We start from the raw sequence: 25,097 nt of genomic DNA on the forward strand, positions 1-25,097 counted from the left end.
AGGCTCGGGGGATGCTGGAGTATCGGACGCTCGACCCGCTGCGGGTGCGCATCGAGACACACCTGCGGCACAGCGATCACGACGACGACGTGGACGCCGCCGTCCTCGCGGCCGTCGGGCACACCGCCACCGATGCGGTGCTCGACGTCGGCTGCGGCACCGGAGCGTTCCTGCGCCGGCTGGCAACCTCCGGCGGGCCCCTGAGCGCGATCCCGAGCGCGAACCCGCGAGCGACGGTGAAGGCCGCCGGGGTCGACACCTCGCCGGCCGCCGTCGCCGCGCTCGACGGCTTGCCCGGGGTCGAGGTGCGCCTCGGTGACGCGGCCGCGCTGCCGTGGCCCGACGGCACGTTCGACGTCGTCACCGCCCGGCACATGCTGTATCACGTCGGCGAACCCGTCGAAGCGATCCGGGAGGCGCGGCGCGTGCTGCGGCCCGGCGGGCGGTTCGCGGCCGTGGTCAACATCCGGGACGCGTATCCGAGGATCCACGGGCTCATCAGGGACGCGGTCGCGGCGCACGGGTTCGACCCCGGCGTCTACACCGTTCCGGTGCACGGCGACAACCTGCCGGGCCTGGTGGCGGCGGTGTTCGGGGAGACGCGCGTGGAGCGGCACGACAACGCCCTGGTGTTCCACGAGCCGGCGCCGCTCGTGGCGTACGCGGTGTCGATGCTCACCGGGTTCGGCGTCAGCGACGACGACCCGGCGCGGCCGGCGGTCGTGGCGCGGATCGCGGCGGAGGCCGCCCGGTGGTTCGACGGCGGTGGGACGGTCCGGGACCCGAAGGGCTACGTGATCGTCACCGGCTGGTAGGGGCGTTCCGCCGGGAGCAGCGCCTGTGCCTCGTCCAGCGACCGGGCCCGCACCAGGGCGTGGATCTCGTGGGCGAGGGGCGTGACGTCGCTGATGGAGACGGTCCAGTCGTCCACGTATCGGTGCACGGCGTCGCCGCTGAGCCCCAGCTGCAGCGACCGGTGGCCCAGCGGCTGCAGCTGCAGCGAGCGCTCCGGGTCCCACTGGACGCGGACCGGGCTGATGCGCAGCCGCCGGGACCAGTCGGCCCGGCTGGCGTGCACGGCGGGGGAGTAGTGGCTGAGGCACGCGCCGGCGACCGCGGCATCGAACCCGGCCCGGCGCAGCCGGACCGCGAGCACGTGTTCCTGGCCTTCCTTCATGGCCCAGCCGCTGCGGTACATCATCCACAGGAACGACGGCTTGACCCACGTCATCCGGTCCCGTTTGAACGGCGGCACGAACCGCTGCGCGGCGACGGCCGGCACCGCGATCGCGGGGGAGTAGGCCTGGTAGACGGTGATCGTCTCGTCGTCGTGGACGGCGCGGATCTCCTGGTACGGGACGGGCACGAGGAAACCGTAGAGGGCTAGGGTGCCGGGATGCCATTCGATTTGAACGACCTGCCCGACACGGCGGCCGACATCGCCAAGCACCTGGAGGCGGCCGGGTTCACCGAGTCGGCGCAGCTGCGGCAGACCCTGGCCCTCGCCGAGGAGGTCGGGGAGTTCGTCGGGGCGGTCCGCCGGCACGCCGGGATGGCGCGGCGGCCGGGGCCGTTCAGCGACGTCGAGGCGGAGCTGGCCGACGTGGTGATCACCGCGTTCGTCACCGCGCACACCATGGGCATCGACCTGCGACAGGCGGTCGAGGACAAGCTGGCCGTCGTCTACACCCGGGGCTGGCGCCAGGCCGGCGACACGCCGTAGGGATCATTAGCCCGGCTAACGAGCTATATTGGCGGTGTGGAACCCGACGAACCGGCCGTGCGCATCGACGGGCTCCGGCACCGGTTCAAGGAGACCGTCGCGGTCGACGCCCTTGACCTGGTCGTCCGCCGGGCGGAGATCTTCGGCCTGCTCGGGCCCAACGGCGCCGGCAAGACCACGACCATCCGGGTGCTGACGACCCTGCTGCCGCCGCAGGCCGGCACGGTCGAGGTGTTCGGCCTCGACGTGCGCCGCCGCCGGATGGCGGTGCGCCGGCTGATCGGCTACGTGCCGCAGGCGCTGTCCGCGGACCCCGCGCTCAGCGGCCGGGAGAACGTCGCGCTGTTCGCCCGGCTGTTCGACGTGCCGCGGGCGCAGCGCCGGGACCGCACCGCCGAGGTCATCGACGCGATGGGCCTTGCCGACGCCGCCGACCGGCCCGCCGGCACCTACTCCGGTGGCATGGTCCGCCGCCTCGAGCTGGCGCAGGCCCTGGTGAGCGCGCCGCGGCTGCTCGTGCTCGACGAGCCGACGATCGGCCTCGACCCGGTCGCCCGGGCCGGGGTCTGGGAGCGCATCCACGAGACCCGTGCCCGCACCGGCATGACGGTCCTGGTCACCACCCACTACATGGAGGAGGCCGCGGCCAACTGCGACCGGGTCGCCCTCATGCACCGGGGCCGGATCCGCGCCCTGGACACCCCGGCCGCGCTGGTCGCGTCGCTGCAAGGGGAGGCGGCGAACCTGGACGACGTGTTCCGGGAATACACCGGCGACGACCTCGACGGGGGAGGGTTCAAAGATGTCCGTGTCGCTCGCCGCGCCCGTTGAGCCGGTCCGGCTGCTGGCCTCGCGCACGTTCGCGCTGTGCCTGGTGGAGCTGCAGAAGCTGCGCCGGGACCGCACCGAGGTCGTCACCAGGGCGATCCAGCCGGCCCTGTGGCTGATCATCTTCGGGCAGACGTTCACCCGGCTGCGCGTCGTGCCCACTGGGGACGTGCCGTACCTCGACTTCCTGGCCCCGGGCATCCTGGCCCAGTCGGCGCTGTTCGTCTCGATCTTCTACGGCATCCACATCATCTGGGAGCGCGACGCCGGCGTGCTCGCGAAGCTCATGGTGACACCCACCCCACGGGCCGCGCTGGTGACCGGGAAGGCATTCGCCGCGAGCGTGCGGGCCCTCACCCAGGCGCTGGTCGTCGTCGTGCTCGCCGCGTTGCTCGGCGTCTCCTTCGACCTGAACCCGCTGCACCTGCTCGGCGTCGCCGCCGTCCTCGTCCTCGGCTCGGCGTTCTTCTGCTGCCTGTCGATCACCCTCGCCGGCCTCGTGCTGAAACGCGACCGGATGATGGGCATCGGCCAGGCGATCATCATGCCGCTGTTCTTCGCCTCCAACGCGCTCTACCCGGTCACCGTCATGCCCGGCTGGCTGCAGGTCCTCAACCACGTCAACCCGCTCAGCTACGAGGTCGAGGCGCTGCGCGGCCTGCTCATCGGCACGCACGCCCGGCTGCTGCTCGACTACGGCGTCCTGGTCGGCTCCGCCGCCGTCGCGATCGTCGTGGCCTCGGCGATCCTCGGGCGGCTCACTCGCTGAGGCGCGGTCCGGTGGATCCCCGCACGGTCAGATGCACGGGCAGCATCACCGACTGCCGCATCGCCGGGGCGCTCGGGTCGAGACGGGACAGCAGCATCGACACCGCGACCCGCCCGGCCTGCTCGATCGGGGCGGTGAGGGTGGTCAGCGGCGGGTGGCAGAAGTCGGCGCCGAAGATGTCGTCGCAGCCCACGACGCTGAGATCCTCCGGCACCCGGATCTCCCGCTCGCGCAGCCGCTGCAGGACGCCGATGGCGAGGAGGTCGTTGAACACGATGCAGGCGGTCGCCCCGGTGTTGAGCACCGCGTCGGCGGCCGCGGAGCCGGAGCGGCGCCCCGACGGGAACGGCCCGACCCGGGTGAACGTCAACCGGTGCCGGGCCGCGACGGCCTTGACCGCGTGCCAGCGGGCCTCGTTCGGCCAGGACCGTTCGGGCCCGGACACGTAGGCGATGGACCGGTGGCCGAGGGAGATGAGGTGCTCCGCCGCCTGGCCCATCCCGGCCGGTGTGTCGATGATCGCGCTCGGCACCCCGCGGACGTTGCGGTTGATGGTCACGAGCGGGATGTCCTCGGCGAGCGCGGCGAGCGCCCGGTCCGGCAGGCGGGACGCGGCGAGGATGGCGCCGTCGAGGGAGCGGCGCATCTTGTGCAGCAGCTCCACCTCCAGGTCCCCGGAGTCCTCGGTGTCGATCAGCAGCTGCGCGTAGCCGGCCGCCTTCAGCTGCATCTGGGTGCCGCGCAGCACGCCGAAGTAGAACGGGTTGGTCACGTCGGAGACCAGCACCGCGATCGCGCCGGTCCGCCCGGAGCTCAGCGCGCGCGCCTGCGAGTTCGGCACGTAGCGCAGCTCGCGGGCGGCGGCCTCGATCCGCTCCCGGGTCGCCGGGTTGACCCGGCCGGGGTTGTTCAACGCGCGCGACACCGTCGACGCGGCGACCCCCGTGGCCGCGGCGATGTCGTTGATGGTGACCGGCCGGTCACCGGATCCGAACTGGTGTGCACGGGGCATGACCAACAGCAGAGCAGACGATGGCAAACGATGGCAAGCGGTTGCCGCCATGAATGCGCCGCTGATAGCGTCCGGCTCAATCCGCCGTCAAGCAGCATCGATGCGCCCCAGCCACACCCCCAGGAACGCCGGCGAAGGCGCACCGCTCACGAGGAGTGGACACCCCCATGAGACGAATCATCGCCATTGTTACGACCAGCCTGCTGTTAGCCGCCTGCGGCAATTCCGGCGACAGCCCGAAAACGGAAGAGACCGGCCTCAACGGCGCCGGCAAGACGCTCAACGTCCTCGTCCAGGCCAACACCATCTACCCGGACCAGCAGCGCGCCTGGTTCACCGAGATCAACGACAAGTTCAAGGCGCAGACCGGCGCCGAGGTGAAGTTCGAGACGTTCGCCTCGCCCAACGACGAGCTGACGAAGATCCAGACGTCGGTGCTGTCCGGTCAGGGCCCCGACATCTACTCCCTCGGCACCACGTTCACCCCGACCGCGTATGCGACCGGCGCGTTCCTGGAGCTCAAGGACGACGACTGGAAGAAGCTCGGCGGCAAGGACGCGTTCCTGCCGGCGACCCTCGGCATCTCCGGCCCGGACGCGGAGCACCAGGTGGGCATCCCGTTCACCAGCCGCCCGTTCGTCATGGCGTACAACACCGACCTGCTCAAGGCGGCCGGCATCGACAAGCCGGCGGACAGCTGGGACGGCCTGCTCGAGCAGGCGAAGAAGCTGACCAGCGGCGGCACCTACGGCCTCGCGGTCGCCTACGCCGACGGGTTCGACCCGTGGAAGTTCATCTGGGCGATGAGCGTCCAGGCCGGCAACCCCCTGGTCAAGGACAAGAAGGCGTCGCTGAGCGACCCGAGCACGCTGAAGGCCTACCAGACCTACCTCGGCTGGCTCGCCACCGACAAGGTCGTCAACCCGGCCGCCGTCGGCTGGAAGAACGCGCAGGCGATCGCCGACTTCGGCGCCGGCAAGGCCGCGTTCCTGCCGATGGTCTCCGCCACGTCCAAGGTCACCCTGGACAAGTCCGCCGTCGCCGGCAAGTACGCCTACGCCATCATGCCGACGATCCCGCCGGGGCAGACCAGCAAGCCGGGCAACGGGGTCGGCGCGACCAGCATCCTGTCCGGCGACAACCTCGTCGTGGCGAAGTACACCAAGAACAAGGACCTCGCCCTCGCGCTGGTGAAGCTGCTGACCAGCCCCGAGCAGCAGGAGTCGTACTACAAGACGTTCGGCGAGCTGCCGACCAACGCGACCGCCGCCAAGAAGCTGCAGTCCGACCCGGCGCTCGCGCCGATCATCGACTCGGCGTCGAAGGCCAGCGGCACCCCGTTCAACGGCGCCTGGAGCCAGGTCCAGCTGGCCCTGGTCAACGTGGTCGTCCAGTCGATCCCGGCGCTGAAGGACGGCAAGCTCGACGAGGCGAAGCTCAAGGCGCTCATCGCCGACGGCCAGAAGGCCGCGCAGGACGCGCTGGACAAGAGTAAATAGATTCATGGCGATCGAAACTGTCGCACCGCCGGCGGCCCGGGACTCCAACCCCGGGCCGCCGCCCCGCCGCCGGAACCGAAACCGTCCACTGTGGATGCTGGCACCGGGCGGGATCCTGCTCGTCCTGGTCATCCTGGTGCCGCTCGGGGTCGCGCTCACGGTGTCGCTGCTGGACCTGGACCAGTACACGCTGCGCGAGTGGACGGGTGCGCCGTTCATCGCGTTCGACAACTACGTCGAGGCGGTCACCGACACCGCGCTGCCGCACGCCATCTGGGTGTCCGTCGGCTACTCGGCCCTCGTCACCGTCGCGACCCTGCCCGTCGGGCTCGCCGCCGCCCTGGCGACCCAGCAACGGTTCAAGGGCCGCGCGCTGGTCCGGTCGGCATTCCTCATCCCGTACGTGCTGCCGGCCTTCGTCGTCGGCACCGTGTGGCGCACGATCCTCATGCCGGCCGGCCCCGCCAACAGCGTCCTCGGCGAGCAGCACCTGTGGCTCAACGGCCCCAACAGCTACTGGACGCTCGTCGTCGTGCAGCTGTGGACGTCCTGGCCGCTGCTGTACCTGCTGGCCGCGTCCGGCCTGCAGAGCATCAGCGAGGAGGTGCACGAGGCGGCCGCGCTGGACGGCGCCGCCTGGTGGGCGAAGCTGCGCTACGTGATCTTCCCGCACCTGCGCGGCGTCCTGGCCCTCGCGCTCATCATCGCGTTCCTGCACAACCTCAACAGCTTCACGCTGCCGTACGTGCTGTTCGGGGTGCCCGCCCCGCACGACGTCGAGGTGCTGCCGGTGCTCACGTATGTGGAGAGCTTCCAGAACTTCCGGTTCGGGCTCAGCGCCGCCATGGCCGTGCTGTCGCTGGTCCTGGTCGCGATCCCGCTGTCGGTGTACCTGCGCGCGGTGAGGCTGAACCAGCATGAGAACTGATGTCCAGAGGCTGCTGCCGAGATGGGTCCAGGCTGCGGTCATCGCGGTGCTGCTGGTGTTCGTCATGACGCCGGTGCTGTACATGCTGTTCGCGTCCGTCAACGACGACCTCGAGGTCGCCCGCGGCGCGTTCTGGCCGACCAGCCTGCACCTGGACAACTACGCCAAGATCTGGTCGACGGTCGAGCTCGGCGCCGGCCTCGCCAACAGCGTCGTCGTCGCCGGCAGCGTCGCGCTCGTGTCCGCGCTGGTCGCCGTCGCCACCGCCTACGTCCTGGTCCGCTTCCAGTTCCTCGGCCGCGGCCTCATCCTGCGCGGCCTCCTGGCGCTGCAGTCCATCCCCGGCACGCTCATGCTGCTGCCGGTGTTCGTGTTGTTCGCGAACCTGTCCGCGGTCCTCGGCATGCAGGTCATCGGCACCCGCTGGGCGCTGTTCGTCACGTACCTCACGTTCGCGCTGCCGTTCTCCACCTGGGTGATGGTCACGTACCTGCGCGGCCTGCCGGCCGAGCTGGACGAGGCCGCCCGCCTCGACGGGGCCTCGTCCTGGCGGATCCTGCGCTCGATCATCATCCCGCTCAGCTGGCCCGGCCTCGTCGTGGCGAGCATCTTCGCGTTCCTCCTCGGCTGGAACGACGTGCTGTTCGCCTCCGTCATGACCAACCCCGACAGCCGCACCGTCGCGGTCGCCCTGCAGGTGTTCGGCGCCACCCAGGAAGGTGGCGCCATCCCGATCTACGGGCAGCTGATGGCCTCCGCGCTCATCTGCGCGCTGCCGGTGGTGGTGTTGTACCTCGTGTTCCAGCGGTTCCTGGTCGGCGGCCTGACCGCCGGGGGAGTGAAATGACAGACCTGATCAACGTGGCGATCGTCGGCAGCGGCATCATCGGCGGCAACCACGCCGACGCCATCCTGCGCCATCCCCGTCTGCGGATCGTGGCCCTCGTCGACGCCGTCGACGCCGCCAACGCCGCCCTCGCCGCCCGCATCGACCCGCCCCCCTCCTGCCACCGCACGCTCGGCGACGCCCTGGCCGCGGAGCAGGTCGACCTCGTCGCCATCTGCACCCCCAGCGGGCTGCACGTCGAGGCCGCCGAGGAGACGCTGCGGGCCGGCGCGCACCTCCTCGTCGAGAAGCCCCTCGACGTGTCGCTGCCGAAGGCCCGCGCGTTCGCCAAGGTCGCCGCCGAGGCGGAGCACCGGGGGCTCGTCTGCGCCGTGGTCAGCCAGCACCGGTTCGACCCGGCGATGGTCGCCGTGCAGCGGGCGGTGCGCGAGGGCCGCCTCGGCCGGCTCACGTCCGCGGTCGTGTCCATGCCGTGGTGGCGCGACCAGGCGTACTACGACTCCGCCGACTGGCGCGGCACCTGGGAGTTCGACGGCGGCGGCGCCGTGGCCAACCAGGGCATCCACCTCGTCGACCAGATGCTCGCCCTGCTCGGCCCGCCGGTCGAGGTCACCGCCCGCACCGCCCGCATCGCCCACGACCGGATCGAGGTCGAGGACCTCGCCGTGGCCACGCTCCGCTTCGCCGGCGGCGCCCTCGCCGTCCTGCACGCCAGCACCAGCGCCCACCCCGGGCTGCCGGTGCGGCTCCAGGTGCACGGCACCCGCGGATCCGCCGTCCTGCACGACGACCAGCTGGAGTACTTCTCGTCGGCCGGCTCCGAGGAGACAGCCACGGACCTCGTCGGCCCCGAGCACATCTCCGGCGCGCCGAAACCCGCCGACGGCTTCGTGCTCGGGCACCTGCGCCAGTACCAGGACCTCGTCGAGGCCATCGACGAGCGGCGCCCACCGGGCGTGCGGGTCGCCGACGGCCTCCTCGCCCTCGCCACGGTGCGGGCCGTCTACGTGGCGGCCACCCTCGGCCGTCCGGTGCTGTTCGACCAGGTCCTCGACGGGGTGCACGACGACGTGCGCCCCGCGGTGACCGACGTGATCAAGGAGGAGCAGGCGTGAGGTTCTCGGTCTTCACCGCGTCGACCCCGGACTGGACCCCGGAGGAGGCCGTGCGGCACCTCGCCGGGCAGGGCTGGGACGGCATCGAATGGCGGGTCGTCGACCAGGACGACGCCCCAGAGCCCGGGTTCTGGAAGGGCAACCGCGCCACCTGGGCCCTCACCGGCCTGGAGGCGGCCCTGCCGGAGCTCGCGGCGCTCACCAGGGGCGCCGGCCTGGAGTACTCCGGCATCGGCGGCTACGCCCGCAGCTTCGAGCACGACGACGTCGCCCGGCTCCTCGCCGCGACCGCGACCCTCGGCGCCGGCCGGGTCCGGGTCACCATGCCGATGCTGTCGACCGGCCGCTACCCGGACCTGTTCGACGCCACCCGCAAGGACCTCGAATGGGCCACCGGGCTGGCCGCGCGGCACGGCGTCACGATCCTGGTCGAACTGCACCACGAGACGATCGTGTCCTCGGCGTCGGCGGCGATGCGGCTCGTCGACGGCCTCGACCCGCGGCACATCGGCGTCATCCACGACCTGGGCAACCTCGTCATCGAGGGGCACGAGGACCACCGCGCCGCGTTCGAGCTGCTCGGCCCGTACCTGCAGCACGTCCACGTGAAGAACGTCGCCTGGCTGCCGGCGGACACCGCCCCGGACGGCACCGTCACCTGGGTCCACGACTGGGCGCCGCTGCGCACCGGGCAGGCGCACGTCGGCCGGTACCTCGCCGCGCTCGTCGCGCACGGCTACGACGGCTGGGTCACCGTCGAGGACTTCTCCACCGCCCTGCCCCTGGAGCAGCGGACCGCCGACAATCTCGAGTATCTGCGGAGCCTGCTGTAACCATCACCGCACCGGCGACATAGAACGGGGTATGGACGACGATCGTGACACCGGCTGGTTCCGGAGCGTGTACGCCCGGCACTACGCCGACGTCGTGCGCTACGGACTGCGCCGGCTCGACGGCAGCCCGGCGGCGGAGGAGCTGGCCCAGGAGGTGTTCCTGGTCGCCTGGCGCCGCCGCTGGGACGTGCCCCCGCTCGCCCTGCCGTGGCTGTACGGGGTGGCCCGGCGCCTCCTCGCCAACCACTGGCGGGCCCAGCGTGCGCTGCCGTTCCACGACGAGCTGGGTGAGCATCCCGCGGCCGACCGGCACGACGGCGTCACCGACCTCCTCGACGTGCGGGCGGCACTGACCCGCCTCTCCGACGACGACCAGGAGATCCTCCGGCTCGTCGCGTGGGAGCAGCTCACGGTCGCCGAGGCCGCCCTGGTCCTCGGCTGCGGCGCGACCGCGGCCAAGGTGCGGCTGCACCGCGCCCGCCGCCGGCTCACCGCCCTGGTCGCCGAGACCCCGTCGCCGGTGGGAGGCACCCGATGAACGAGCAGATCATGCACCTGCTGACCGCCGCCGACCCGGCGCGGGACGTGCCCGTCGCCCCCGGCGACGTCGAGGCCCTGCTGTATCGCGCCACCCAGGACGTCACCGGCTACGACCTGCGCCCGCCGGTGCGCCGCCGCCGGGTCCTCGCCGCCGCCGCCGCGATCCTTGCCGTCTCCGCGGTCACCGGCACGACCGCCGCGATCCTGCTGCGCGGCGGCGACCAGCCGCCCGCGGGGCCCCCGGTGGTGCCGGCGCCGAGCGGCACGCCCGGCTGCCTGGACCGGCTCGCCGACAGCGCGATGACCGACATGCGCGATGGGGTCGGCGGCCCGTACGAGTACCTGCGGACGGCCGGGACCAGCGGCAGCACCGTGCAGATGCCGAACGGGAACTTCGCCAGGTTCACGTATCAGGTGGAGACCCGGACGTGGACGGCCGAGGACGGATCGGTGCATCGCCGCATCGTCAACCAGCAGCCCGAATACGCCGACGCGGCGTCCCGGACCTTCTTCCGGAACAACCCGTCGTGGCTGCCGCACACCGGCACCCGCGAGGAGGACCTGCCGGCCGGCACCCCGCGCAAGCAGGTCCCGGCCGCGGACCCGGCGGCGATGGCCGAGGCGCTCTACCAGCCGAGGGACAACGGCCCGTCCCAGGCGATCACCGGCGTCGAGGAACTGGTCGGCCAGCGGATCCTCGACCGCGAGCACCGGATCGCGCTGCTGCGCTTCCTGGCCCGCACCGACGGGATCATCTGCGGCGCCGAGGCGACCGACCCGTCCGGCCGCGTCGGTGTCGTGGTGACCGGCCCGGAGGGCGCCGGCCCGCAGCCCAGCCCCGGCGAGCACGGCGGCCGCAGCATCCTGGTCTCGCCGAACACCGGCGTCGTCCTCGCCGCCGGCTACACCGACGCCACCGGCACCACCTGGCACACGGTGTTCCTGGACCAGTACTTCACGAGCGTCGCCGGAGCACCGTGACGGCGCCGTCATGGTCCACGTTCGTAGCGCTGCTGTTCGTGTCCTGCGCTTCCGGCTTCTCTTCCGGCTTCTCTGCCGGCTTCGATGGCAGGTCGCGGTGTGCGCGGATCGGGCTGGCCAGCAGCAGGACGCAGGTCAGCGCCAGCCACGCGGCCGCGCACCAGATCGCGGCGCGCACGCTCAGCCAGCTCGCCAGCGCCCCGCCGATCAACGCCCCGAGCGGCATCGTCCCGAAGTTGAGCAGATGCATGCTCGCCACCACCCGGCCGAGCAGCTGGCGCGGCGTGTACGTCTGCCGCCAGCTGGCCTTGATGACGTTGCCGGCGACCACGCCCGTGCCGATCAGGACGCCGCCGGCCACGGCCGCCGCCAGCCGCGGGCCGGGACCGGTCAACGGGATGAGCAACGCCGCGGGCATCGCCACGAGCTGGCACAGCAGGGTCGCCCGCGCGGTGCCGAGCCGCCGGCCGAGCGCGGGCGCCACGAACGCGCCGAGGGCACCGCCGGCGCTCATCGCCGCGACGACCGCGCCGACGGCCACGGACCCCAGGCCGATGTCGTGGACCAGGAACACGACGAGGATCGACTGATACGCGACGAGCCCGAGGTTGCTGGCCGCCCCGTACACCGCGAACACCCGCAGATACGGGTCCCGGCCCACGAACCGGATCCCGTCGGCGACCTGCTGCCGCAGCGGCGCACTTCTTGGTTTCCGTGCTACGGCGGGTGGGCGGATCGCGAGCAGGCACAGCCCGGAGACGAGGAACGTTCCCGCGTCGAACAGCAACGCCCACACGGCGCCGAACGCCCCGGCGATCAGCCCGGCCAGCCCAGGCCCGCCGACCTGGGTGATCGCCTCCGTGCCCTGCAGCCTGGCGTTGCCGGCCGGCAGGTCGGCCGGGCGGAGCAGGGAGGGCAGCAACACCTGGTACGCGGTCTTGAAGAAGACACTCGCCGTGCCGGTCCCGAACGCCACGGCGAACAGGTGCACAGTGGACAGTGCGCCGGCCAGGGCCGCCAGCGGCACACTCAGGTACAGCACCAGCGACACGGCGTCGCAGCACATCATCAACGCCCGGGGCGGCAACCGGTCCACCCACGCCCCGGCCGGCAACCCGATCAGGAGCCACGGCACCCAGGTGGCCGCCGACAGCGCGGCGACCTGAAACGCGGAGGCGTCCAGCATGGTGATCGCCACCAGCGGCAGGGCGACCGAGGTCACGCTGGTGCCGAGGTTGCTGGTCGCCTGACCGGCCCACAACAGCCGGAACGCACGCTGCCCGATCCGGCCTCCGTCGTGCACGGCCTGCGCGCCGTGGCGCACGGCCGCGGTCACGGCTTCGCCGGGACGCCGTGCGCGAAGAAGAACACCGGCGCCCGCCGGGCACCGTCGTCGGGAACCGCCCGGCTGGCCCACCTGTCGATGAGGCCCTGCAACTCCCCTTCGAAGGCCGCGAGCTCCTCGGCGGACATCGAGAGCCACTTGTCCGTGGAGAACGGCGCGTCGCCCCAGTCGGCCCGCTGCTCATCGGATGCCCCGTGCCAGGCCCGCACGAGACCGACCTGCCGCTCCAGGTTGATCGACATGGCGGCACTGGCGACCGCCTGCCCGACGGGGTCGTCGGCGAAGTCCGAATCGGACCAGCGCAGGGCGGTCGAGGCGAGGTTCCACCATCGTTCACGCTTGTCCCGCGCCCGCTCCGGCACCTCGACGATCAGGCCGGCGGCGGCGAGCACCTTCAGGTGGTGGCTGACATTGCCGACGGCCTGATCGGTGCGGGCCGCCAGGATGCTCGCCGTGGCCGGCCCCTCAACCTTGAGCACATCCATCAACCGCCGCCGCAACGGATGCGACGCAGCAGCAAGCACCCGCGAATCCCGAACCTGAGTAACACCCTGTCCCGTCACACCCCCACCATGCCACACACAAGAACAATTGCACAACACCTCTTGTGCATCTCGGTTGAAGTCCTGATCGATACCTGTCCGGATTGACCGCTTGCATGCACGTCCCAGCCGGCTTCGACTACCGGGGAGATCCACTCTCGGAGCAGAACAGGCGGGCAAAGCGGCTGATCTGGACATGGGTGGTGCTGGATCGGGCGGCGGCATACGACGTCGTTGCCGGATTTCCACAACCGGAAGGATCCCCGGGTGCCTGACCCCGGAGATCGTTCGGCTTGTCGCGATATCTCGCCTGGCAAGACCGTTGGCGGATCGACGGCGTCCTTGGTCGTGACGGCCATGGAACGACTTGGATCAACCTTCGCAGCTCGACGCGGGGCCGCGCACCAGCCGGCGATCGTCGTCCCCGGCACGCCGGCTGTCTGTGTTGCGTCGCGATCGGATGTCGGATCTGGTCGTGGTGGCGACTGTCCCGCGACTTCGATCACGGCCGCGCGATCACGGCCGCGCGATCACGGCGGCGCGATGACGGCGGCGCGATCACGGCCGGGTCGCGTCCGCTCGGGTGGTGTACGACCGGCCGGACCGCGGCGTGCCCCCATTTTCGGTGGGCGACCCGGCCTGTCCGGGCGCCCCGGGCGTTGCCCGCGCCGCCCAGACTGCGGGAAACCGCATCTACCTGGTTGATCGGTGGTGTTCCAGAGCCAGTAATCAACCAGGTAGTTGCAAGATCGCGGTGCTGCCAGGTTTTTGGTCATCGATGGGATTCGTTCTTCCCGGCGACGGTGTTGCAGCACGGCGCCGGATCAGGTGAGTTCGGACCTGGCTTGGGATCACCGCGGCCACGGCACGGACCGCGACCACGCCACCCGTCCCGCACTGCCGCGAAGCGGCTGTGCGAAACCACCGAGCCCCGAGGACCGACACCCGGATCCACTCCACGCGGATCACCCACACCAACCACCGCAACCGACAGCTGCCACAGACGCTCGGGAGACGACCACCACCAACGGCACCGATCCCAGGCGGATGATCGGCAACCGTGACCGAAGTCGCGGCCAGGACGAAGGCCGTACACCACACCAGTGGACGCGACCTCACGGCCGCGCGATCACGGCCGCGCGATGTGGCAGGGGCCTACGCGGCGAAGATCCCAGCCCCCACAAGGCCGAACTGCCCTGGCAAGGCCGAACTGCCCCGGCAAGGCCGAACTGCGGGGCGAAACCCCGAACAGCGGAGCGAATCGAACGGCCCGGGGCGGTGGAGGTTGGAGCGGGTCACCACTGGGCGTAGGGGATGTTCCAGTCGCCGAGGCCGTCGGTGAGGGGGAGGTTCTTCGGGGTGTTGCGGACCTCGACGACGTCGCCCACGTCGAAGTTGTCGTAGAACCACTTGGCGTGGTCCGGGGCGACGTTGATGCAGCCGTGCGAGGTGTTCTCCTTGCCGTGCTTGGGGATGTTCCAGTCGGCGAGGTGGACGTACTCACCCGAGAGGGAGATGCGGCAGGCGAGCCGGATCTTCTCCTCGTAGAAGTTCGGGTCGTTCTTGTTGGTCACGCCGTAGCTGGCGGAGCTCATCGTGACGAGGGGTTCCTTCGTCATGAGGACGTGCACGCCGCTGGCGGTCAGGTAGTCGATCTTCTCGCCCTTGGAGCCGATGGTGCCCTTGCCGCCGCGGCCCATGCTGCAGGGGATCTTGCGGACCATCTGGCCGTCGACGTAGCACTCCATCTGCTTGGTGTTGGAGTCGGCGATGGCGATGCGGGACTTGCCGATGGAGAAGTTCGCCGAGGCGTTGGTGCCGCCGTAGACGCCGTTGCCGACGTCGACGCCGAGCAGGTTGGCGTCGACCTTGACCTTGGTGCCGGGGGCCCAGTACTTCTCGGGGCGCCAGTGCGCGCTCTGGCCGCTCACCCAGTGCCACTTGCCCTCGACCTCGGGGGACGTGCTGACCTTCATCGCCTGCTCGACGGCGTCCTTGTTGGTGACGGCCTTGTTGAAGAAGACGATGACGGGCTGGCCGACGCCGTAGGTGCTGCCGTTCTTCAGGGCGAGCATCGGGTTGGCCTGGAACGTGATCGACACGGTGCTGGCCGGCTTCAGCGTGGTGAACGTCGCCGTCTGGTTCACGGCGGTGCCGGTCGCGTCGACACCGGTGACCGTCACGGTGTACGTCTGGCCGTAGGCAAGGGCGCCGGTGGACTGCCAGTTGTGCTTGTCGTCGGCGAGGGTGCCGGCCACGGACTTGCCGCTGGCGGCGACCGTGACGGTGTCGAGCGTGCCGTTCTCGATCGCGACGGTGACCGGGCTGCCCGGCGGGACGTCCTTGGCGTCGGCGGCGGGCGTGATGGTGAGCTTCACCTGCTGCGCGGCGCCCCCGCCCGGCCCCCCGGTCGCGCCGGTGGCGGCACCGCCGGTCTTCTTGGCTCCGTCGGAGCAGCCGGCCAGGACGGACCCGGCAACCACAGCACCGGCGACTCCCGCACCGGTGACCAGCATCTTGCGACGACTCAGCATGATTCGCACCCTCCCCGTTCGCGAACGGTACCCACACGAAGACGTCTCGCAAAACCCTTCACGTTGCATGCGACGACGATCATTCGCGCGGGCCCATCCGACAAAGCGTGCAAAACGCTCACTCGACGGTCAGGTCGACCTGGTTGGTGTAGAAGGCGACCCGCTTCGTGATCGGCTCGACCGCCGGATAGGGCGTCTCGTAGGTCCAGATCACGTTGGTGAGCTCGCGGTCGGCGGTCACGACGCTGTAGTAGGAGGCGTCGCCCTTGTACGGGCAGTGCGTCGAGTGCTCGGTCCGCCGCAGCAGTGTCTGGTCGACGTCGTCCAGCGGCAGGTAGTACACCGGTGGATACGTCGACTCCTGCAGCGTCAGCGCGTCCGTGGTGTCGGCGACGGTCACGCCATCGACGCGGACCGTGACGCGCCGTCCGGTCGGGGTCACGGTGATCGGGTGGTCGGGCCCTGGGATCTTCATGCCTCCGACGCTACCTCGGGGGTATGACACAACAGCCGGTCGACGCAGCGCACGGCGAGCTCCGGCGTCAGCGTCCACGGCAGGAAGATCACGCGGTAGATGATCGGCGCGATGACCAGTTCGATGAGGTCGTCGGCGGCGAAGGCGGACGACGACCGGTCGGCCAGCACCTGCGCCTCCGCCCGCCGGTTGCGCAGGCAGTCGGACTCGGTGTCGCCCGCCGAGGCCGCCCCGCCGCGCAGCAGTGCCGCGTTCACCGGCTTGGCGTAGTGCGCGACGATCTCGCCGGCCCAGGCGATGAGATCGGCACGCAGCGAACCGGTGTCGGGCAGCGGCCGGTCGGAGTCGAGCCGATACGTGGCGATGTCGTTGAGCATCGTCGGCAGGTCACCCCAGCGCCGGTAGATCGACGTCGGGTTGACCCCGGCGCGCTCCGCGATCAGGGGGATGGTGACCCGCTCCGCGCCGCGCTCCCGCACGAGCTCCTCGACCGCGCTCCTGACCTGCGCCACCACGACGGCGCTGCGACCGCCGGTCCGTTTCTCAGGCATGTGACGCTCCTAACGCAACGAAAATTGCTTTAAGCCCAAAGCAAGCGAGTAGCTTCAGCCTAACGCAACGAAAATTGCTTTAGGGGGTACGGCATGACCACCGCACTGGTCCGACCCGTCACACTGCCCGCCGGGGCCGCGTTCGCCGGCGCCGGCCTGGCGTTCGCGTCGCTGTACCTGGCCGCGGGCGCACCGACGCCACTGCTCGTGCTGTTCGAACGGGAGTGGGGCTTCGCGCCGTGGGTGCTGACCGTCGCGTTCGCCGCGTACGCGTTCGGGCTGCTCGCCGCGCTGCTCGTGGTCGGGTCGCTGTCCGACCACGTCGGCCGCCGGCCCGTCCTGGTCGGCGCGCTCAGCGTGGAGGTCGCCGCGATGCTCATGTTCGTGTTCGCGCCGAACATCGGCTGGGTCATCGCCGCCCGCGTCGTGCAGGGCATCGCCACCGGCGCCGCCAGCAGCGCGTTCACCGCGGCACTGGTCGAGCTGGCCCCGCCGCACCGCAAGCGGCTCGGCACGATCGTCGCCGGCGCCGCCCCCGCCGGTGGGCTCGGCCTCGGCGCGCTGCTGACCGGCGCCGCCGTGCAGTTCACCCACTCGGCGAACCTCATCGTCTTCGGTGCGCTCACCGTCATCATGGTCTTCGGTACGCTCACCGCCGCGTTCTCCGGCGAGACCGCCACCCGCCGGGCCGGCGCCCTCGACTCGCTCAAGCCCCGGGTCACGGTGCCCCGCGCCGCCCGCCGCGAGTTCGGCGCCGCGATCCCCGTGCACCTGGCCAGCTGGATGTTCGCCGGGCTGTTCATGGGCCTCGCCCCGACGATCGTGCGGGACATCTTCCACCTCGACAGCGGCCTGCTCAACGGCGCGACCGCGTTCCTGCCGCCCGCGTCCGCCGCGATCGCCGGCTACGTCCTGGGCCGCCTGCACCCGCGCCGCACCATCCTGCTCGGCGGCGCCGCGGTCCTGCTCGGCGCCGCGGTCGTGCTCACCGGCATCCTCGCCGTGCTGCTGCCCCTGGTCTGGGTCGGCGGGATCATCGGCGGCGCCGGCTTCGGCGCCACGTTCTCCGGGGCGCTGCGCGCCGTCGGGCCCCTGGCCGAGACCCACCAGCGGGCCGGACTGTTCGCCGCGGTGTTCCTCGTCGCCTACCTGTCCTTCGGCATCCCCGCGATCGTCGCCGGCCAGCTCGTCGCCCCGCTCGGCCTGCTGACCACCGTCGTGCTGTACGGCACCGTGATCCTCGCCGCGGCCGGGGCCGGCCTGCTCAGCCAGTGGCGGCTGACCCGGACCGCATAACCCTTCAGGTCGGCGGCGCGCCGCCGATGGGGGACACGACCGAGAGGAGCGCAGCATGAACGTCGCCCAGATCGCCTCGTCCATCACGTGGAGCGTCCCGCCCGCCGGTCGCGGCGTCGACCCCGACACCGCGCAGGCCCAGGTCAACGCCCAGGCAGACACGCTCAGCGCCCTCATGGGCACCAGGCACAACACCGCCGTCGCCAACAACATCACCGACGGCCAGGGCGTCGACGTCTACCTGTAGGCACTAGATTCGACGGATGAACCGGCAGGAGATCAGCGACGCGGTCATCGACGTCGGATGGCGGTACATCCTGAGCACCATCATGACCACGGTGCCGGTGGGTTCGATCGGGCAGGCCGCCGAGGTCGCGGCCCGGTGCACCGCCGTCGCCGGTGACGACGCCGACCGGCACCTGTGGCTCGACCTGCGCGCCGATCACGTCCTGCTGACGCTGCAGACTCTCGGTGCGGCCAAGGTCACCGTCCGGGACATCGAGCTGGCCCGGGCCCTCAGCGGATCCCTGCGGGAGATCGGCCTCGCGACCGTACCCGCGACCGAGCGGTCGGTGCAGCTCCTCGAGATCGCTGTCGACGCCCTCGACATCCCCGCGGTCCGCCCCTTCTGGAAGGCCGTCCTCGGCTACGAAGACGAGGAGGGCAACGCCGGCGACCCCGGCGCGGCCGTCGTCGACCCGCACCGGCTCGGGCCCGCCGTGTGGTTCCAGCAGATGGCCGAGCCCAGGGTCGAGCGCAACCGGATCCACTTCGACATCAGCGTCCCGCACGACGCGGCCGAAGGCCGGATCGCCGCGGCCCTCGCCGCCGGCGGCATCCTGGTGTCGGAGGCGGCGGCCCCGGCGTTCTGGATCCTCGCCGACGTCGAGGGCAACGAGGTCTGCGTCACGACCTGGCAGGGCCGGGACTGATGGCCGACGTCTTCGCCGACCAGGCCGTCGCGGCCATGGTCGCGGCATCCCGCGAACCCCAACTGGCCGTGAGCGTCGCCGAGCTGCGCCGGGGCGGGAAGGCGCGCGCCGCGCTGCGCCCGCCGGGCCCGGCGATGCCCGTCGAGGACCGCACCGTGGGCGGCGTCGGGGTCCGCGTGTACCACCAGAGCGGCGACGCGGTCATCGTCTTCGCCCATGGCGGCGGCTTCGTGCTGGGCGATCTCGAGACGCACGACGCGTTCGTCCGCAGGCTCGCCCACGCGACCGGCCGGACCGTCGTCGCCGTTGACTACCGGCGGGCGCCGGAGGACCCGTTCCCGGCCGCGGTCGACGACGTCCTCACCGTCCTGGACGCGCAGACCGCCGCGAGGGTGGCCGTGGCCGGGGACTCCGCCGGTGGGTTCCTCGTCGTCCAGGCCGCCCTGGTCCGGCGGGAGCGGATCGACGCGCAGCTGCTCGTCTGCCCGCTGATCGACGTCACCCTGCCGGCCGCGACCCAGCCGAGCGTCGCGGAGAAGGGCACCGGCTACACCCTGGACGTCGCGCAGCTGCGCGAGTGGATCGGCTGGTGGGCGCCGGAGAAGGCACCGGATCCGCTGGCCGAGGACCTCACGGGCATGCCGCCGGCCCTGGTCGCCGTCGCCGAACACGACCCGCTGCGCGACGGCGGCAGCCAGTACGCGCAACGGCTCACCGCGGCCGGTGTGCCGGTCGTACACCGGACCGCGGTGGGACACGTGCACAACTTCGCCCAGTCCGTCCACGTGTCAACCGCCTGCGCCGAAGTTGACGCTCAGTGGCTGCGTGACGCTGCCCAGTTACTTTCCGGGTCGGGCTGAGACACCAGTGGCGGAGGCGGTGCAGACTGGGTGCCGGCGTCCCCGACCGGACGTCTGACGATCGGCAGGGGGCGCGAAGTGGGACTGTGGGACAGGATCCAGGGCGAGTTCGTCGACATCATCGAGTGGCTCGACGACAGCCGGGACACCATCGTCTGGCGGTTCCCCCGCTTCCAGAACGAGATCAAGATGGGCGCGCAGCTCATCGTGCGCGAGTCGCAGACCGCCGTGTTCGTCAACGAGGGGCAGGTCGCCGACGTCTTCAAGCCCGGCACCCACACGCTGACGACGCAGAACCTGCCGATCCTGTCGACGTTGAAGGGCTGGAAGTACGGGTTCGAGTCGCCGTGGAAGGCGGAGGTCTACTTCGTCAACACCCGCCAGTTCACCGACCTCAAGTGGGGCACCCAGAACCCGGTCATGCTCCGCGACGCCGAGTTCGGCATGGTGCGGCTGCGTGCGTTCGGCGCATACGCGCTGCAGGTCACCGAACCGGACAAGCTGCTGCGCGAGCTGGTCGGCACCGACCCGCAGTTCCGCACCGAGGAGGTCTCGGAGTTCGTCCGGCAGCTCATCGTCGGGCACCTCGGCAGCGCCCTGGCGACCGCGCAGGTGCCGGTCCTGGACCTCGCCGCACGGCAGCTGGAGATCGGCCAGCGGCTCGCGGGCGTCCTCACGAGCGAGCTCACCGGGTATGGCATCCAGATCCCGAAGTTCGTCATCGAGAACATCTCGGTGCCGCCGGAGGTCGAGGAGGCCATCGACAAGCGCACCTCGATGGGGGTCGTCGGCAACCTGGACAACTACACGAGGTTCCAGACGGCGAACGCGATCGAGGACGCCGCGAACAACTCCGGCGGCGCGGGCGAGGCGTTCGGGTTCGGTCTCGGCATGGCGGCCGGACAGCGGATGACGAACGCCGCGACCCAGGGCGCCCCGCCGTCCGGTGGCCCGCCGCCGTTGCCCCAGCAGGATCAGTGGTTCGCCGGCATCGGCGGCGCCCAGCAGGGGCCGTATGACCTGGCCGGGCTCGGCGCGCAGATCCGGGGCGGCACCGTCACCCGTGAGACGCTCGTGTGGCACAACGGCATGGCGCAGTGGACCCCGGCGGGTCAGGTGCCGGAGCTCGGCGCCCTGTTCGCCGCCGTCCCCCCGCCGCTGCCCCCGCAGGCGTAGCCCGCCGATGCGGCAGTATCCGTGCGCCGGCTGCGGCGCCACCGTCGAGTTCGCCCCGGGCACCAACGCGCTGCGCTGCCCGTACTGCGGACACACCACCGTCATCGAACGGCAGCCGGACCGCGTCGTGCGCGAACACGACTGGGCCGAGTTCGCGGCGCTGCCCCGCAAGCCGATCGCGTTGCTGGCCGCCAACGTCTACGTGTGCGGTGGCTGCGGCGCGCAGACGGAGAGCGACACCGTCTCCGACCGCTGCCGGTTCTGCGGCGCCGCCGTCGTCGCCCAGGTCGACCCCGTCGACCAGGTGGTCCCGGAGGCGGTGCTGCCGTTCACCGTCGACCGTCCGGCGCTGCGCGCCGCCCTCGGCGCCTGGGCCGCGTCGCGCTGGTTCGCGCCGTCGGGCCTGAAGAAGGTCAGCGAGGCCGAGTCGGCGAAGAGCACGTATCTGCCGCACTGGACCTACGACAGCCGCACCGTGTCGCAGTACCAGGGGCAGCGCGGCGACCACTACTGGGACACCGAGACGTACCAGGCCAACGGCGAGACCCGCACCCGGCAGGTCCGGCGGACCCGGTGGCGCGGCGCGTCCGGCACCGTCGCCAGCGACTTCGACGACGTGCTCGTCACCGGCACCACGAAGGTCACCCGGGAGCACCTCGACGCCCTCGAGCCGTGGCCGCTGACCGACGCCGCGCCGTTCCGCCCCGACTACCTCGCCGGGCACGAGACGCTGCGCTACGACGTCGAGCCGGAGCAGGCCCTCGACGCCGCGAAGGCGCTCATGGCGGTGGTCATCGAGGAGGAATGCCGCGCCGACATCGGCGGCGACGAGCAGCGCGTCGAACACGTCGACACGACCTACGCCGACCTGACGTTCAAGCTGATGCTGCTGCCGGTGTGGCTGGCCTGCTACGTGTACGCCGGGAGGACCTACAACATCCAGGTCAACGGCCGCACCGGCGAGGTGGCCGGCGAACGGCCCTACAGCGTGCCGAAGATCGCCGCGGCGGTCACGGGCGGCGTCCTGCTGGTCGCCCTCGTCGTGTTCCTCATCTGGCGCGGGCGGCAGCCGTGACCGGCGCGCTCCGGCACGAGCGGGCGTCGGCGGTCCTCACCGTGTTCCTCGTCTGGTGCGGGCGGCAGCGGTGACCGGCGCGGTCCGGCACGAGCGGGCGTCGGCGGTCCTCACCGTGTTCCTCGTCTGGTGCGGGCGGCAGCGGTGACCCGCGCGCTCCGGCATGAGCGGGTGTCGGCGGCCCTCACCCTGCTCAGCGACGCCGGTGTGGCCGCGCTGCTCGACGAGCACGCCCGGCCCGACGCGGTCGGCATCGGCGGGCACACCGCGACCCTGTCGGTGGCCGGTTCGCCGGTGTTCATCAAGCAGGTCCCGGTCACCGCCCTGGACCTGCAGCACCCGCACTCGACCGCGAACCTGTTCGGCCTGCCCATGTACTGCCAGTACGGGGTCGGCTCGACCGGCTTCGGCGCGTGGCGTGAGCTCGCCGCGCACCGGATCACGACCGGCTGGGTCCTCGCCGGGCGGCACGCCGCGTTCCCGATCCTGCACCACTGGCGGGTCCTGCCCGCGGGGTTCGCGTGGCAGCCCGTCGACATCGAGGAGCGGGTGGCGTACTGGGGCGGCGCGCCGTCCGTGCGGCACCGGCTGACGCAGCTCCAGGACGCGCCGGCGCGGCTCGTGCTGTTCCTCGAGCACCTCCCGCGGACCGTGCACGACCTGCTGCGGGCCGACCCGTCCGCCGCCGGCCGGGTCGACGCGCGGCTGCGGGACGCGATCGCGTTCATGAACGCCGCCGGGCTGTGGCACTTCGACGGGCACTTCAACAACGTCCTCACCGACGGCGATCAGGTGTACTTCGCCGACTACGGGCTCGCCCTGCACGAGGGGTTCGACCTGACCGCTCCGGAGCGCGCGTGGCTGCGCGAACACGTCGACTACGACCTGCGGTACACGACCGGGCACCTGGCGACCTGGCTCGCCGAGGAGTTCCGTGGACCGTCGTCACGGGCGGCGGTGTTACGCGGCGAGGCGCCGTTCCTCGGGCCCGCCGTGGCGGCGGAGCTCGTCCGCCGCTACGGGGAGCGGGCCCTGGTGACGGACGCCTTCTTCGACGCGCTCGTCACCGGGGCGAAGACGACGCCCTACCCGTCCTGTCCGGGGAGCTTGTAGGCCGGCCGGAACCCCAGGAGCCGTTCGACGGCACCGGTGTCGATCGGCACCCGGCGGCCGGGGACCGGCGTGCGGATCGGCACACCCGGGTGGTGGGCGGCGATCAGCTCCTCGGTCGGCCGGTCGCTCAGGGTCTCCGGGGCGGCGAGGAAGACCCGGTGGAACCCGTGCAGCGGCGCCGAGGCGGCCAGCCACGCGGCCTCGGCGGCGTCCTCGACGTGCAGGTACGCCCACGAGTTCCGGGCGCCCGTCGCCGGGTCGGTGCGCACGTCCGCGGCGGCCTTCTCGAGCCTCGGCGTGTCGCCGGTGAACGGGAACCGCAGCGCGACCACGTCCATGCCGTGCCGGCGGTGGACCATCTCGCCGGTCAGCTCGTCGACCAGCTTCGACAGCGCGTAGGGATCCTCGATCTGCGGCGGTGCCTGCTCGTCCAGGGGGTAGTACGGCGGATGGAGGTCGTGCGGCGAGAACGGCATGCCGAGCAGCGCGTAGCTGCTGGCGAGCACGGCCCGCGGCACGCCCCGGCGGGCGGCCTCGTCGAGCACCACGAACGTGGCCCGGGTGTTGCCGGCGAACACGTCGAGGGCGGTGCCGAGCGTCGGCGCCGGGATCGCGGCCAGGTGGATGACCGCGTCGGTGTCCTCCTGGAACGCCTCGGCGACGACGTCCGGGTCGCCGGCCGAGCCGACCACGACCCTGGCGTGCTCGAACGTGGCCGGCTCCAGCGTGAGGGCGACGACCTCGACGCCCTGCCGGCGCAGGCGGGCCACGACGGCCCGCCCGATGTTGCCGCCGGCGCCGGTGACGACGACCCTCACGGTGCTTCCAGGGCGCCGTCGGGGCGGCGCACGACGGCGGCCCACCGGTCGAACAGGAACTTCGTCGGCGGATACTTCGCCGCCTCCACCTCGTCCACGTCGACGCCCCAGCCGGGCCGCTCCGACGGGTACATGTACCCCTTGACCACGTCGGGGCAGCCGGGGAACACCTCGTGGGTGGCCTCGTTGTACTCGTGCGACTCCTGGAACCCGAACGCGTGGCTGGAGATGTCGACGGCCAGGTTCGCCGCGACCCCGACCGGCGACACGTCGGCGGGGGAGTGGAACGCGGTCCGCACGCCGCACAGCTCGGCGAGCGCGGCCAGCTTCCGCGTCGGGGTGAGCCCGCCGACCGCCGAGGTGTGCAACCGGATCAGGTCGACCCCTCCGTCGCGGATGAGCCGCGCCGCGTCCGCGACCGAGCTGATCTGCTCACCGACCGCGAGGGGCACCGGCGAGGCGGCCCTGATCTCGGGCAGCCGGTCGTACAGCTCCGACGGGATCGGGTCCTCCAGGAACGACAACCCGAACGGCTCCAGGGCCCGGGCCAGGACCACCGCCTGCTTCGGGGTGAGCCGGCTGTGCACGTCGTGCATGAGGTTCACGCCCGTCCCGAGCCGCTCCCGGGCGGCCGCGAACAGCGACGGCGTGCCCCGCAGGTAGCGCTCGGGGTCCCAGCCGTCCGGGTTCGGCGAGTCCGGGTAGTGCCCGCCGGTGCCGGCCGCGCCGTAGCTGCCCAGACCCGGCTCCGCCCGTTGCAGGCGGATGCAGCGGTACCCCTGCGCGATGAGCCGCTCGGCCTCGTCGAGCACCTCGCCGGTGTCGTTGCCGGAGGCGTGCGTGTACACCTCGACCCCGCCGCGGACCCGCCCGCCGAGCAGCTCGTGCACCGGCAGGCCGGCCCGCTTCCCGGCGATGTCCCACAACGCCTGGTCCAGCCCCGACAGCGCGTTGTTGAGGACCGGCCCGTTGCGCCAGTACGACGAGTAGTGCACGGTGCGGGTGATGTCCTCGATGTCCGCCGGGTGCCGCCCGACGGCGAGTGGGCCGACGTGCTCCTTCACCGCCGCCGCCACGGCCGCGTAGCGCTGCGTGAACGTCGCGCAGCCCAGCCCGTACAGCCCCGGCTCCGTCGTCTCGACCTTCACCACGACGAGCGGCAGGCCTTCCGGCGCGGTGACGATCGGCCGGACCGCGGTGATCCTGAGCGCGTCACGGGCCGGCCACGGCGGGACAGACTCGGGCAGACCACCGTCAGGGCCCAGCAACTGGTTCGGGTCGTGCACGTGGAAACCTCCCGGCAGC

27 protein-coding genes are annotated in these 25,097 nt (G+C 71.7%); 18 read left to right on the forward strand and 9 right to left on the reverse strand.

Going from position 1 to position 25,097, the window contains the following annotated elements; genetic code table 11:
- The first annotated feature begins 11 nt into the window (after positions 1-11).
- Positions 12-815 (forward strand): class I SAM-dependent methyltransferase, encoded by an 804-nt coding sequence (locus tag Dsi01nite_RS04800; protein WP_203844766.1) that lies wholly within the window; start codon positions 12-14, stop codon positions 813-815.
- On the opposite strand, the gene Dsi01nite_RS04805 is transcribed toward Dsi01nite_RS04800, so the two are convergent.
- A complete protein-coding gene (locus tag Dsi01nite_RS04805) occupies positions 791-1,366 on the reverse strand; it encodes a DUF4291 domain-containing protein (protein WP_203844767.1) in 576 nt (191 codons plus the stop codon). The two genes, Dsi01nite_RS04800 and Dsi01nite_RS04805, sit on opposite strands and share 25 nt — an antisense overlap.
- 30 nt (positions 1,367-1,396) lie before the next feature.
- Between Dsi01nite_RS04805 and Dsi01nite_RS04810 the strand changes: the two genes are divergently transcribed.
- From Dsi01nite_RS04810 to Dsi01nite_RS04820, 3 genes are read left to right on the forward strand one after another with little or no spacing between them, the layout of a single operon-like run.
- Positions 1,397-1,723 (forward strand): MazG nucleotide pyrophosphohydrolase domain-containing protein, encoded by a 327-nt coding sequence (locus tag Dsi01nite_RS04810; protein WP_203844768.1) that lies wholly within the window; start codon positions 1,397-1,399, stop codon positions 1,721-1,723.
- A 36-nt stretch (positions 1,724-1,759) separates the two neighbouring features.
- Positions 1,760-2,554 carry an ABC transporter ATP-binding protein gene (locus Dsi01nite_RS04815; RefSeq protein ID WP_203844769.1) on the forward strand — a complete coding sequence of 265 codons (795 nt, stop codon included), beginning with the start codon at positions 1,760-1,762 and terminating at the stop codon, positions 2,552-2,554.
- Positions 2,526-3,320, forward strand: coding sequence for an ABC transporter permease (locus Dsi01nite_RS04820; RefSeq protein ID WP_203844770.1), 795 nt, complete (start codon positions 2,526-2,528; stop codon positions 3,318-3,320). The genes Dsi01nite_RS04815 and Dsi01nite_RS04820 overlap by 29 nt, the downstream gene beginning before the upstream one ends.
- On the opposite strand, the gene Dsi01nite_RS04825 is transcribed toward Dsi01nite_RS04820, so the two are convergent.
- Entirely contained in the window at positions 3,310-4,332 is a 1,023-nt protein-coding gene (locus Dsi01nite_RS04825; RefSeq protein ID WP_203844771.1) for a LacI family DNA-binding transcriptional regulator, read from the reverse strand. The genes Dsi01nite_RS04820 and Dsi01nite_RS04825 overlap by 11 nt on opposite strands.
- 167 nt (positions 4,333-4,499) lie before the next feature.
- Here Dsi01nite_RS04825 and Dsi01nite_RS04830 point away from each other — a divergent pair, with 167 nt between their 5' ends.
- From Dsi01nite_RS04830 to Dsi01nite_RS04860, 7 genes are read left to right on the forward strand one after another with little or no spacing between them, the layout of a single operon-like run.
- On the forward strand, positions 4,500-5,831 hold the full coding sequence (locus Dsi01nite_RS04830; RefSeq protein WP_203844772.1) for an ABC transporter substrate-binding protein: 1,332 nt from the start codon (positions 4,500-4,502) through the stop codon (positions 5,829-5,831).
- Positions 5,832-5,835: 4 nt separating this feature from the next.
- Positions 5,836-6,759, forward strand: a complete 924-nt coding sequence (locus Dsi01nite_RS04835) for a carbohydrate ABC transporter permease (RefSeq protein WP_203844773.1) — start codon at positions 5,836-5,838, stop codon at positions 6,757-6,759.
- A complete protein-coding gene (locus Dsi01nite_RS04840; RefSeq protein WP_203844774.1) occupies positions 6,749-7,606 on the forward strand; it encodes a carbohydrate ABC transporter permease in 858 nt (285 codons plus the stop codon). The genes Dsi01nite_RS04835 and Dsi01nite_RS04840 overlap by 11 nt, the downstream gene beginning before the upstream one ends.
- Positions 7,603-8,721: a Gfo/Idh/MocA family protein gene (locus Dsi01nite_RS04845; protein ID WP_203844775.1), complete on the forward strand. Its 1,119-nt coding sequence runs from the start codon at positions 7,603-7,605 to the stop codon at positions 8,719-8,721. The genes Dsi01nite_RS04840 and Dsi01nite_RS04845 overlap by 4 nt, the downstream gene beginning before the upstream one ends.
- Complete coding sequence (locus tag Dsi01nite_RS04850; RefSeq protein WP_203844776.1) at positions 8,718-9,554, forward strand: sugar phosphate isomerase/epimerase family protein; 837 nt, start codon at positions 8,718-8,720, stop codon at positions 9,552-9,554. The genes Dsi01nite_RS04845 and Dsi01nite_RS04850 overlap by 4 nt, the downstream gene beginning before the upstream one ends.
- 31 nt (positions 9,555-9,585) lie before the next feature.
- Positions 9,586-10,092, forward strand: coding sequence for an RNA polymerase sigma factor (locus Dsi01nite_RS04855; protein ID WP_203844777.1), 507 nt, complete (start codon positions 9,586-9,588; stop codon positions 10,090-10,092).
- On the forward strand, positions 10,089-11,075 hold the full coding sequence (locus Dsi01nite_RS04860) for a hypothetical protein (RefSeq protein WP_203844778.1): 987 nt from the start codon (positions 10,089-10,091) through the stop codon (positions 11,073-11,075). Before Dsi01nite_RS04855 ends, Dsi01nite_RS04860 begins: the two co-directional genes overlap by 4 nt.
- Here the strand turns inward: Dsi01nite_RS04860 and Dsi01nite_RS04865 are convergent.
- The 5 genes from Dsi01nite_RS04865 to Dsi01nite_RS04885 all read right to left on the reverse strand — a co-directional run bounded on the left by Dsi01nite_RS04865 (position 11,050) and on the right by Dsi01nite_RS04885 (position 16,522).
- Positions 11,050-12,411: an MFS transporter gene (locus Dsi01nite_RS04865; RefSeq protein ID WP_239135685.1), complete on the reverse strand. Its 1,362-nt coding sequence runs from the start codon at positions 12,409-12,411 to the stop codon at positions 11,050-11,052. The genes Dsi01nite_RS04860 and Dsi01nite_RS04865 overlap by 26 nt on opposite strands.
- A complete protein-coding gene (locus tag Dsi01nite_RS04870) occupies positions 12,408-13,022 on the reverse strand; it encodes an ArsR/SmtB family transcription factor (RefSeq protein WP_308442012.1) in 615 nt (204 codons plus the stop codon). Before Dsi01nite_RS04870 ends, Dsi01nite_RS04865 begins: the two co-directional genes overlap by 4 nt.
- Before the next feature lie 1,235 nt (positions 13,023-14,257).
- Entirely contained in the window at positions 14,258-15,496 is a 1,239-nt protein-coding gene (locus tag Dsi01nite_RS04875) for a L,D-transpeptidase (RefSeq protein WP_203844780.1), read from the reverse strand.
- Positions 15,497-15,614: 118 nt separating this feature from the next.
- On the reverse strand, positions 15,615-15,971 hold the full coding sequence (locus Dsi01nite_RS04880; protein WP_203844781.1) for a DUF427 domain-containing protein: 357 nt from the start codon (positions 15,969-15,971) through the stop codon (positions 15,615-15,617).
- Entirely contained in the window at positions 15,968-16,522 is a 555-nt protein-coding gene (locus Dsi01nite_RS04885; RefSeq protein ID WP_203844782.1) for a TetR/AcrR family transcriptional regulator, read from the reverse strand. Before Dsi01nite_RS04885 ends, Dsi01nite_RS04880 begins: the two co-directional genes overlap by 4 nt.
- 93 nt (positions 16,523-16,615) lie before the next feature.
- Here Dsi01nite_RS04885 and Dsi01nite_RS04890 point away from each other — a divergent pair, with 93 nt between their 5' ends.
- The 7 genes from Dsi01nite_RS04890 (at position 16,616) to Dsi01nite_RS04920 (ending at position 22,974) form a co-directional block, all read left to right on the forward strand.
- Positions 16,616-17,818, forward strand: a complete 1,203-nt coding sequence (locus Dsi01nite_RS04890; RefSeq protein ID WP_203844783.1) for an MFS transporter — start codon at positions 16,616-16,618, stop codon at positions 17,816-17,818.
- Between the two features lie 55 nt (positions 17,819-17,873).
- A complete protein-coding gene (locus Dsi01nite_RS04895; protein WP_203844784.1) occupies positions 17,874-18,065 on the forward strand; it encodes a hypothetical protein in 192 nt (63 codons plus the stop codon).
- A 16-nt stretch (positions 18,066-18,081) separates the two neighbouring features.
- The gene (locus tag Dsi01nite_RS04900) at positions 18,082-18,750 is read left to right on the forward strand and encodes a 4a-hydroxytetrahydrobiopterin dehydratase family protein (protein ID WP_203844785.1); all 669 of its coding nucleotides are present in this window, start codon (positions 18,082-18,084) and stop codon (positions 18,748-18,750) included.
- Complete coding sequence (locus Dsi01nite_RS04905; RefSeq protein WP_203844786.1) at positions 18,750-19,610, forward strand: alpha/beta hydrolase; 861 nt, start codon at positions 18,750-18,752, stop codon at positions 19,608-19,610. The genes Dsi01nite_RS04900 and Dsi01nite_RS04905 overlap by 1 nt, the downstream gene beginning before the upstream one ends.
- A gap of 78 nt (positions 19,611-19,688) precedes the next feature.
- On the forward strand, positions 19,689-20,786 hold the full coding sequence (locus Dsi01nite_RS04910; RefSeq protein ID WP_203844787.1) for an SPFH domain-containing protein: 1,098 nt from the start codon (positions 19,689-19,691) through the stop codon (positions 20,784-20,786).
- A 7-nt stretch (positions 20,787-20,793) separates the two neighbouring features.
- On the forward strand, positions 20,794-21,861 hold the full coding sequence (locus Dsi01nite_RS04915) for a TFIIB-type zinc ribbon-containing protein (RefSeq protein ID WP_203844788.1): 1,068 nt from the start codon (positions 20,794-20,796) through the stop codon (positions 21,859-21,861).
- A gap of 144 nt (positions 21,862-22,005) precedes the next feature.
- The gene (locus Dsi01nite_RS04920; RefSeq protein ID WP_203844789.1) at positions 22,006-22,974 is read left to right on the forward strand and encodes a BUD32 family EKC/KEOPS complex subunit; all 969 of its coding nucleotides are present in this window, start codon (positions 22,006-22,008) and stop codon (positions 22,972-22,974) included.
- On the opposite strand, the gene Dsi01nite_RS04925 is transcribed toward Dsi01nite_RS04920, so the two are convergent.
- The gene (locus tag Dsi01nite_RS04925) at positions 22,947-23,792 is read right to left on the reverse strand and encodes an NAD-dependent epimerase/dehydratase family protein (RefSeq protein ID WP_203844790.1); all 846 of its coding nucleotides are present in this window, start codon (positions 23,790-23,792) and stop codon (positions 22,947-22,949) included. The two genes, Dsi01nite_RS04920 and Dsi01nite_RS04925, sit on opposite strands and share 28 nt — an antisense overlap.
- A complete protein-coding gene (locus Dsi01nite_RS04930) occupies positions 23,789-25,078 on the reverse strand; it encodes an enolase C-terminal domain-like protein (protein WP_239135687.1) in 1,290 nt (429 codons plus the stop codon). The genes Dsi01nite_RS04925 and Dsi01nite_RS04930 overlap by 4 nt, the downstream gene beginning before the upstream one ends.
- Positions 25,079-25,097: the final 19 nt, after the last annotated feature.

Origin of the sequence: Dactylosporangium siamense, assembly GCF_016862795.1 — a bacterium.
Classification (GTDB): domain Bacteria; phylum Actinomycetota; class Actinomycetes; order Mycobacteriales; family Micromonosporaceae; genus Dactylosporangium; species Dactylosporangium siamense.

Coding starts and splice junctions, on each gene's coding strand:
- Dsi01nite_RS04840 (WP_203844774.1), top strand. CDS start 6,749: ATGAGAACTGATGTCCAGAGGCTGCTGCCGAGATGGGTCCAGGCTGCG.
- Dsi01nite_RS04885 (WP_203844782.1), bottom strand. CDS start 16,522: ATGCCTGAGAAACGGACCGGCGGTCGCAGCGCCGTCGTGGTGGCGCAG.
- Dsi01nite_RS04895 (WP_203844784.1), top strand. CDS start 17,874: ATGAACGTCGCCCAGATCGCCTCGTCCATCACGTGGAGCGTCCCGCCC.
- Dsi01nite_RS04915 (WP_203844788.1), top strand. CDS start 20,794: ATGCGGCAGTATCCGTGCGCCGGCTGCGGCGCCACCGTCGAGTTCGCC.
- Dsi01nite_RS04825 (WP_203844771.1), bottom strand. CDS start 4,332: ATGCCCCGTGCACACCAGTTCGGATCCGGTGACCGGCCGGTCACCATC.
- Dsi01nite_RS04845 (WP_203844775.1), top strand. CDS start 7,603: ATGACAGACCTGATCAACGTGGCGATCGTCGGCAGCGGCATCATCGGC.
- Dsi01nite_RS04830 (WP_203844772.1), top strand. CDS start 4,500: ATGAGACGAATCATCGCCATTGTTACGACCAGCCTGCTGTTAGCCGCC.
- Dsi01nite_RS04875 (WP_203844780.1), bottom strand. CDS start 15,496: ATGCTGAGTCGTCGCAAGATGCTGGTCACCGGTGCGGGAGTCGCCGGT.
- Dsi01nite_RS04810 (WP_203844768.1), top strand. CDS start 1,397: ATGCCATTCGATTTGAACGACCTGCCCGACACGGCGGCCGACATCGCC.
- Dsi01nite_RS04855 (WP_203844777.1), top strand. CDS start 9,586: ATGGACGACGATCGTGACACCGGCTGGTTCCGGAGCGTGTACGCCCGG.
- Dsi01nite_RS04820 (WP_203844770.1), top strand. CDS start 2,526: ATGTCCGTGTCGCTCGCCGCGCCCGTTGAGCCGGTCCGGCTGCTGGCC.
- Dsi01nite_RS04860 (WP_203844778.1), top strand. CDS start 10,089: ATGAACGAGCAGATCATGCACCTGCTGACCGCCGCCGACCCGGCGCGG.
- Dsi01nite_RS04835 (WP_203844773.1), top strand. CDS start 5,836: ATGGCGATCGAAACTGTCGCACCGCCGGCGGCCCGGGACTCCAACCCC.
- Dsi01nite_RS04905 (WP_203844786.1), top strand. CDS start 18,750: ATGGCCGACGTCTTCGCCGACCAGGCCGTCGCGGCCATGGTCGCGGCA.
- Dsi01nite_RS04900 (WP_203844785.1), top strand. CDS start 18,082: ATGAACCGGCAGGAGATCAGCGACGCGGTCATCGACGTCGGATGGCGG.
- Dsi01nite_RS04880 (WP_203844781.1), bottom strand. CDS start 15,971: ATGAAGATCCCAGGGCCCGACCACCCGATCACCGTGACCCCGACCGGA.
- Dsi01nite_RS04890 (WP_203844783.1), top strand. CDS start 16,616: ATGACCACCGCACTGGTCCGACCCGTCACACTGCCCGCCGGGGCCGCG.
- Dsi01nite_RS04800 (WP_203844766.1), top strand. CDS start 12: ATGCTGGAGTATCGGACGCTCGACCCGCTGCGGGTGCGCATCGAGACA.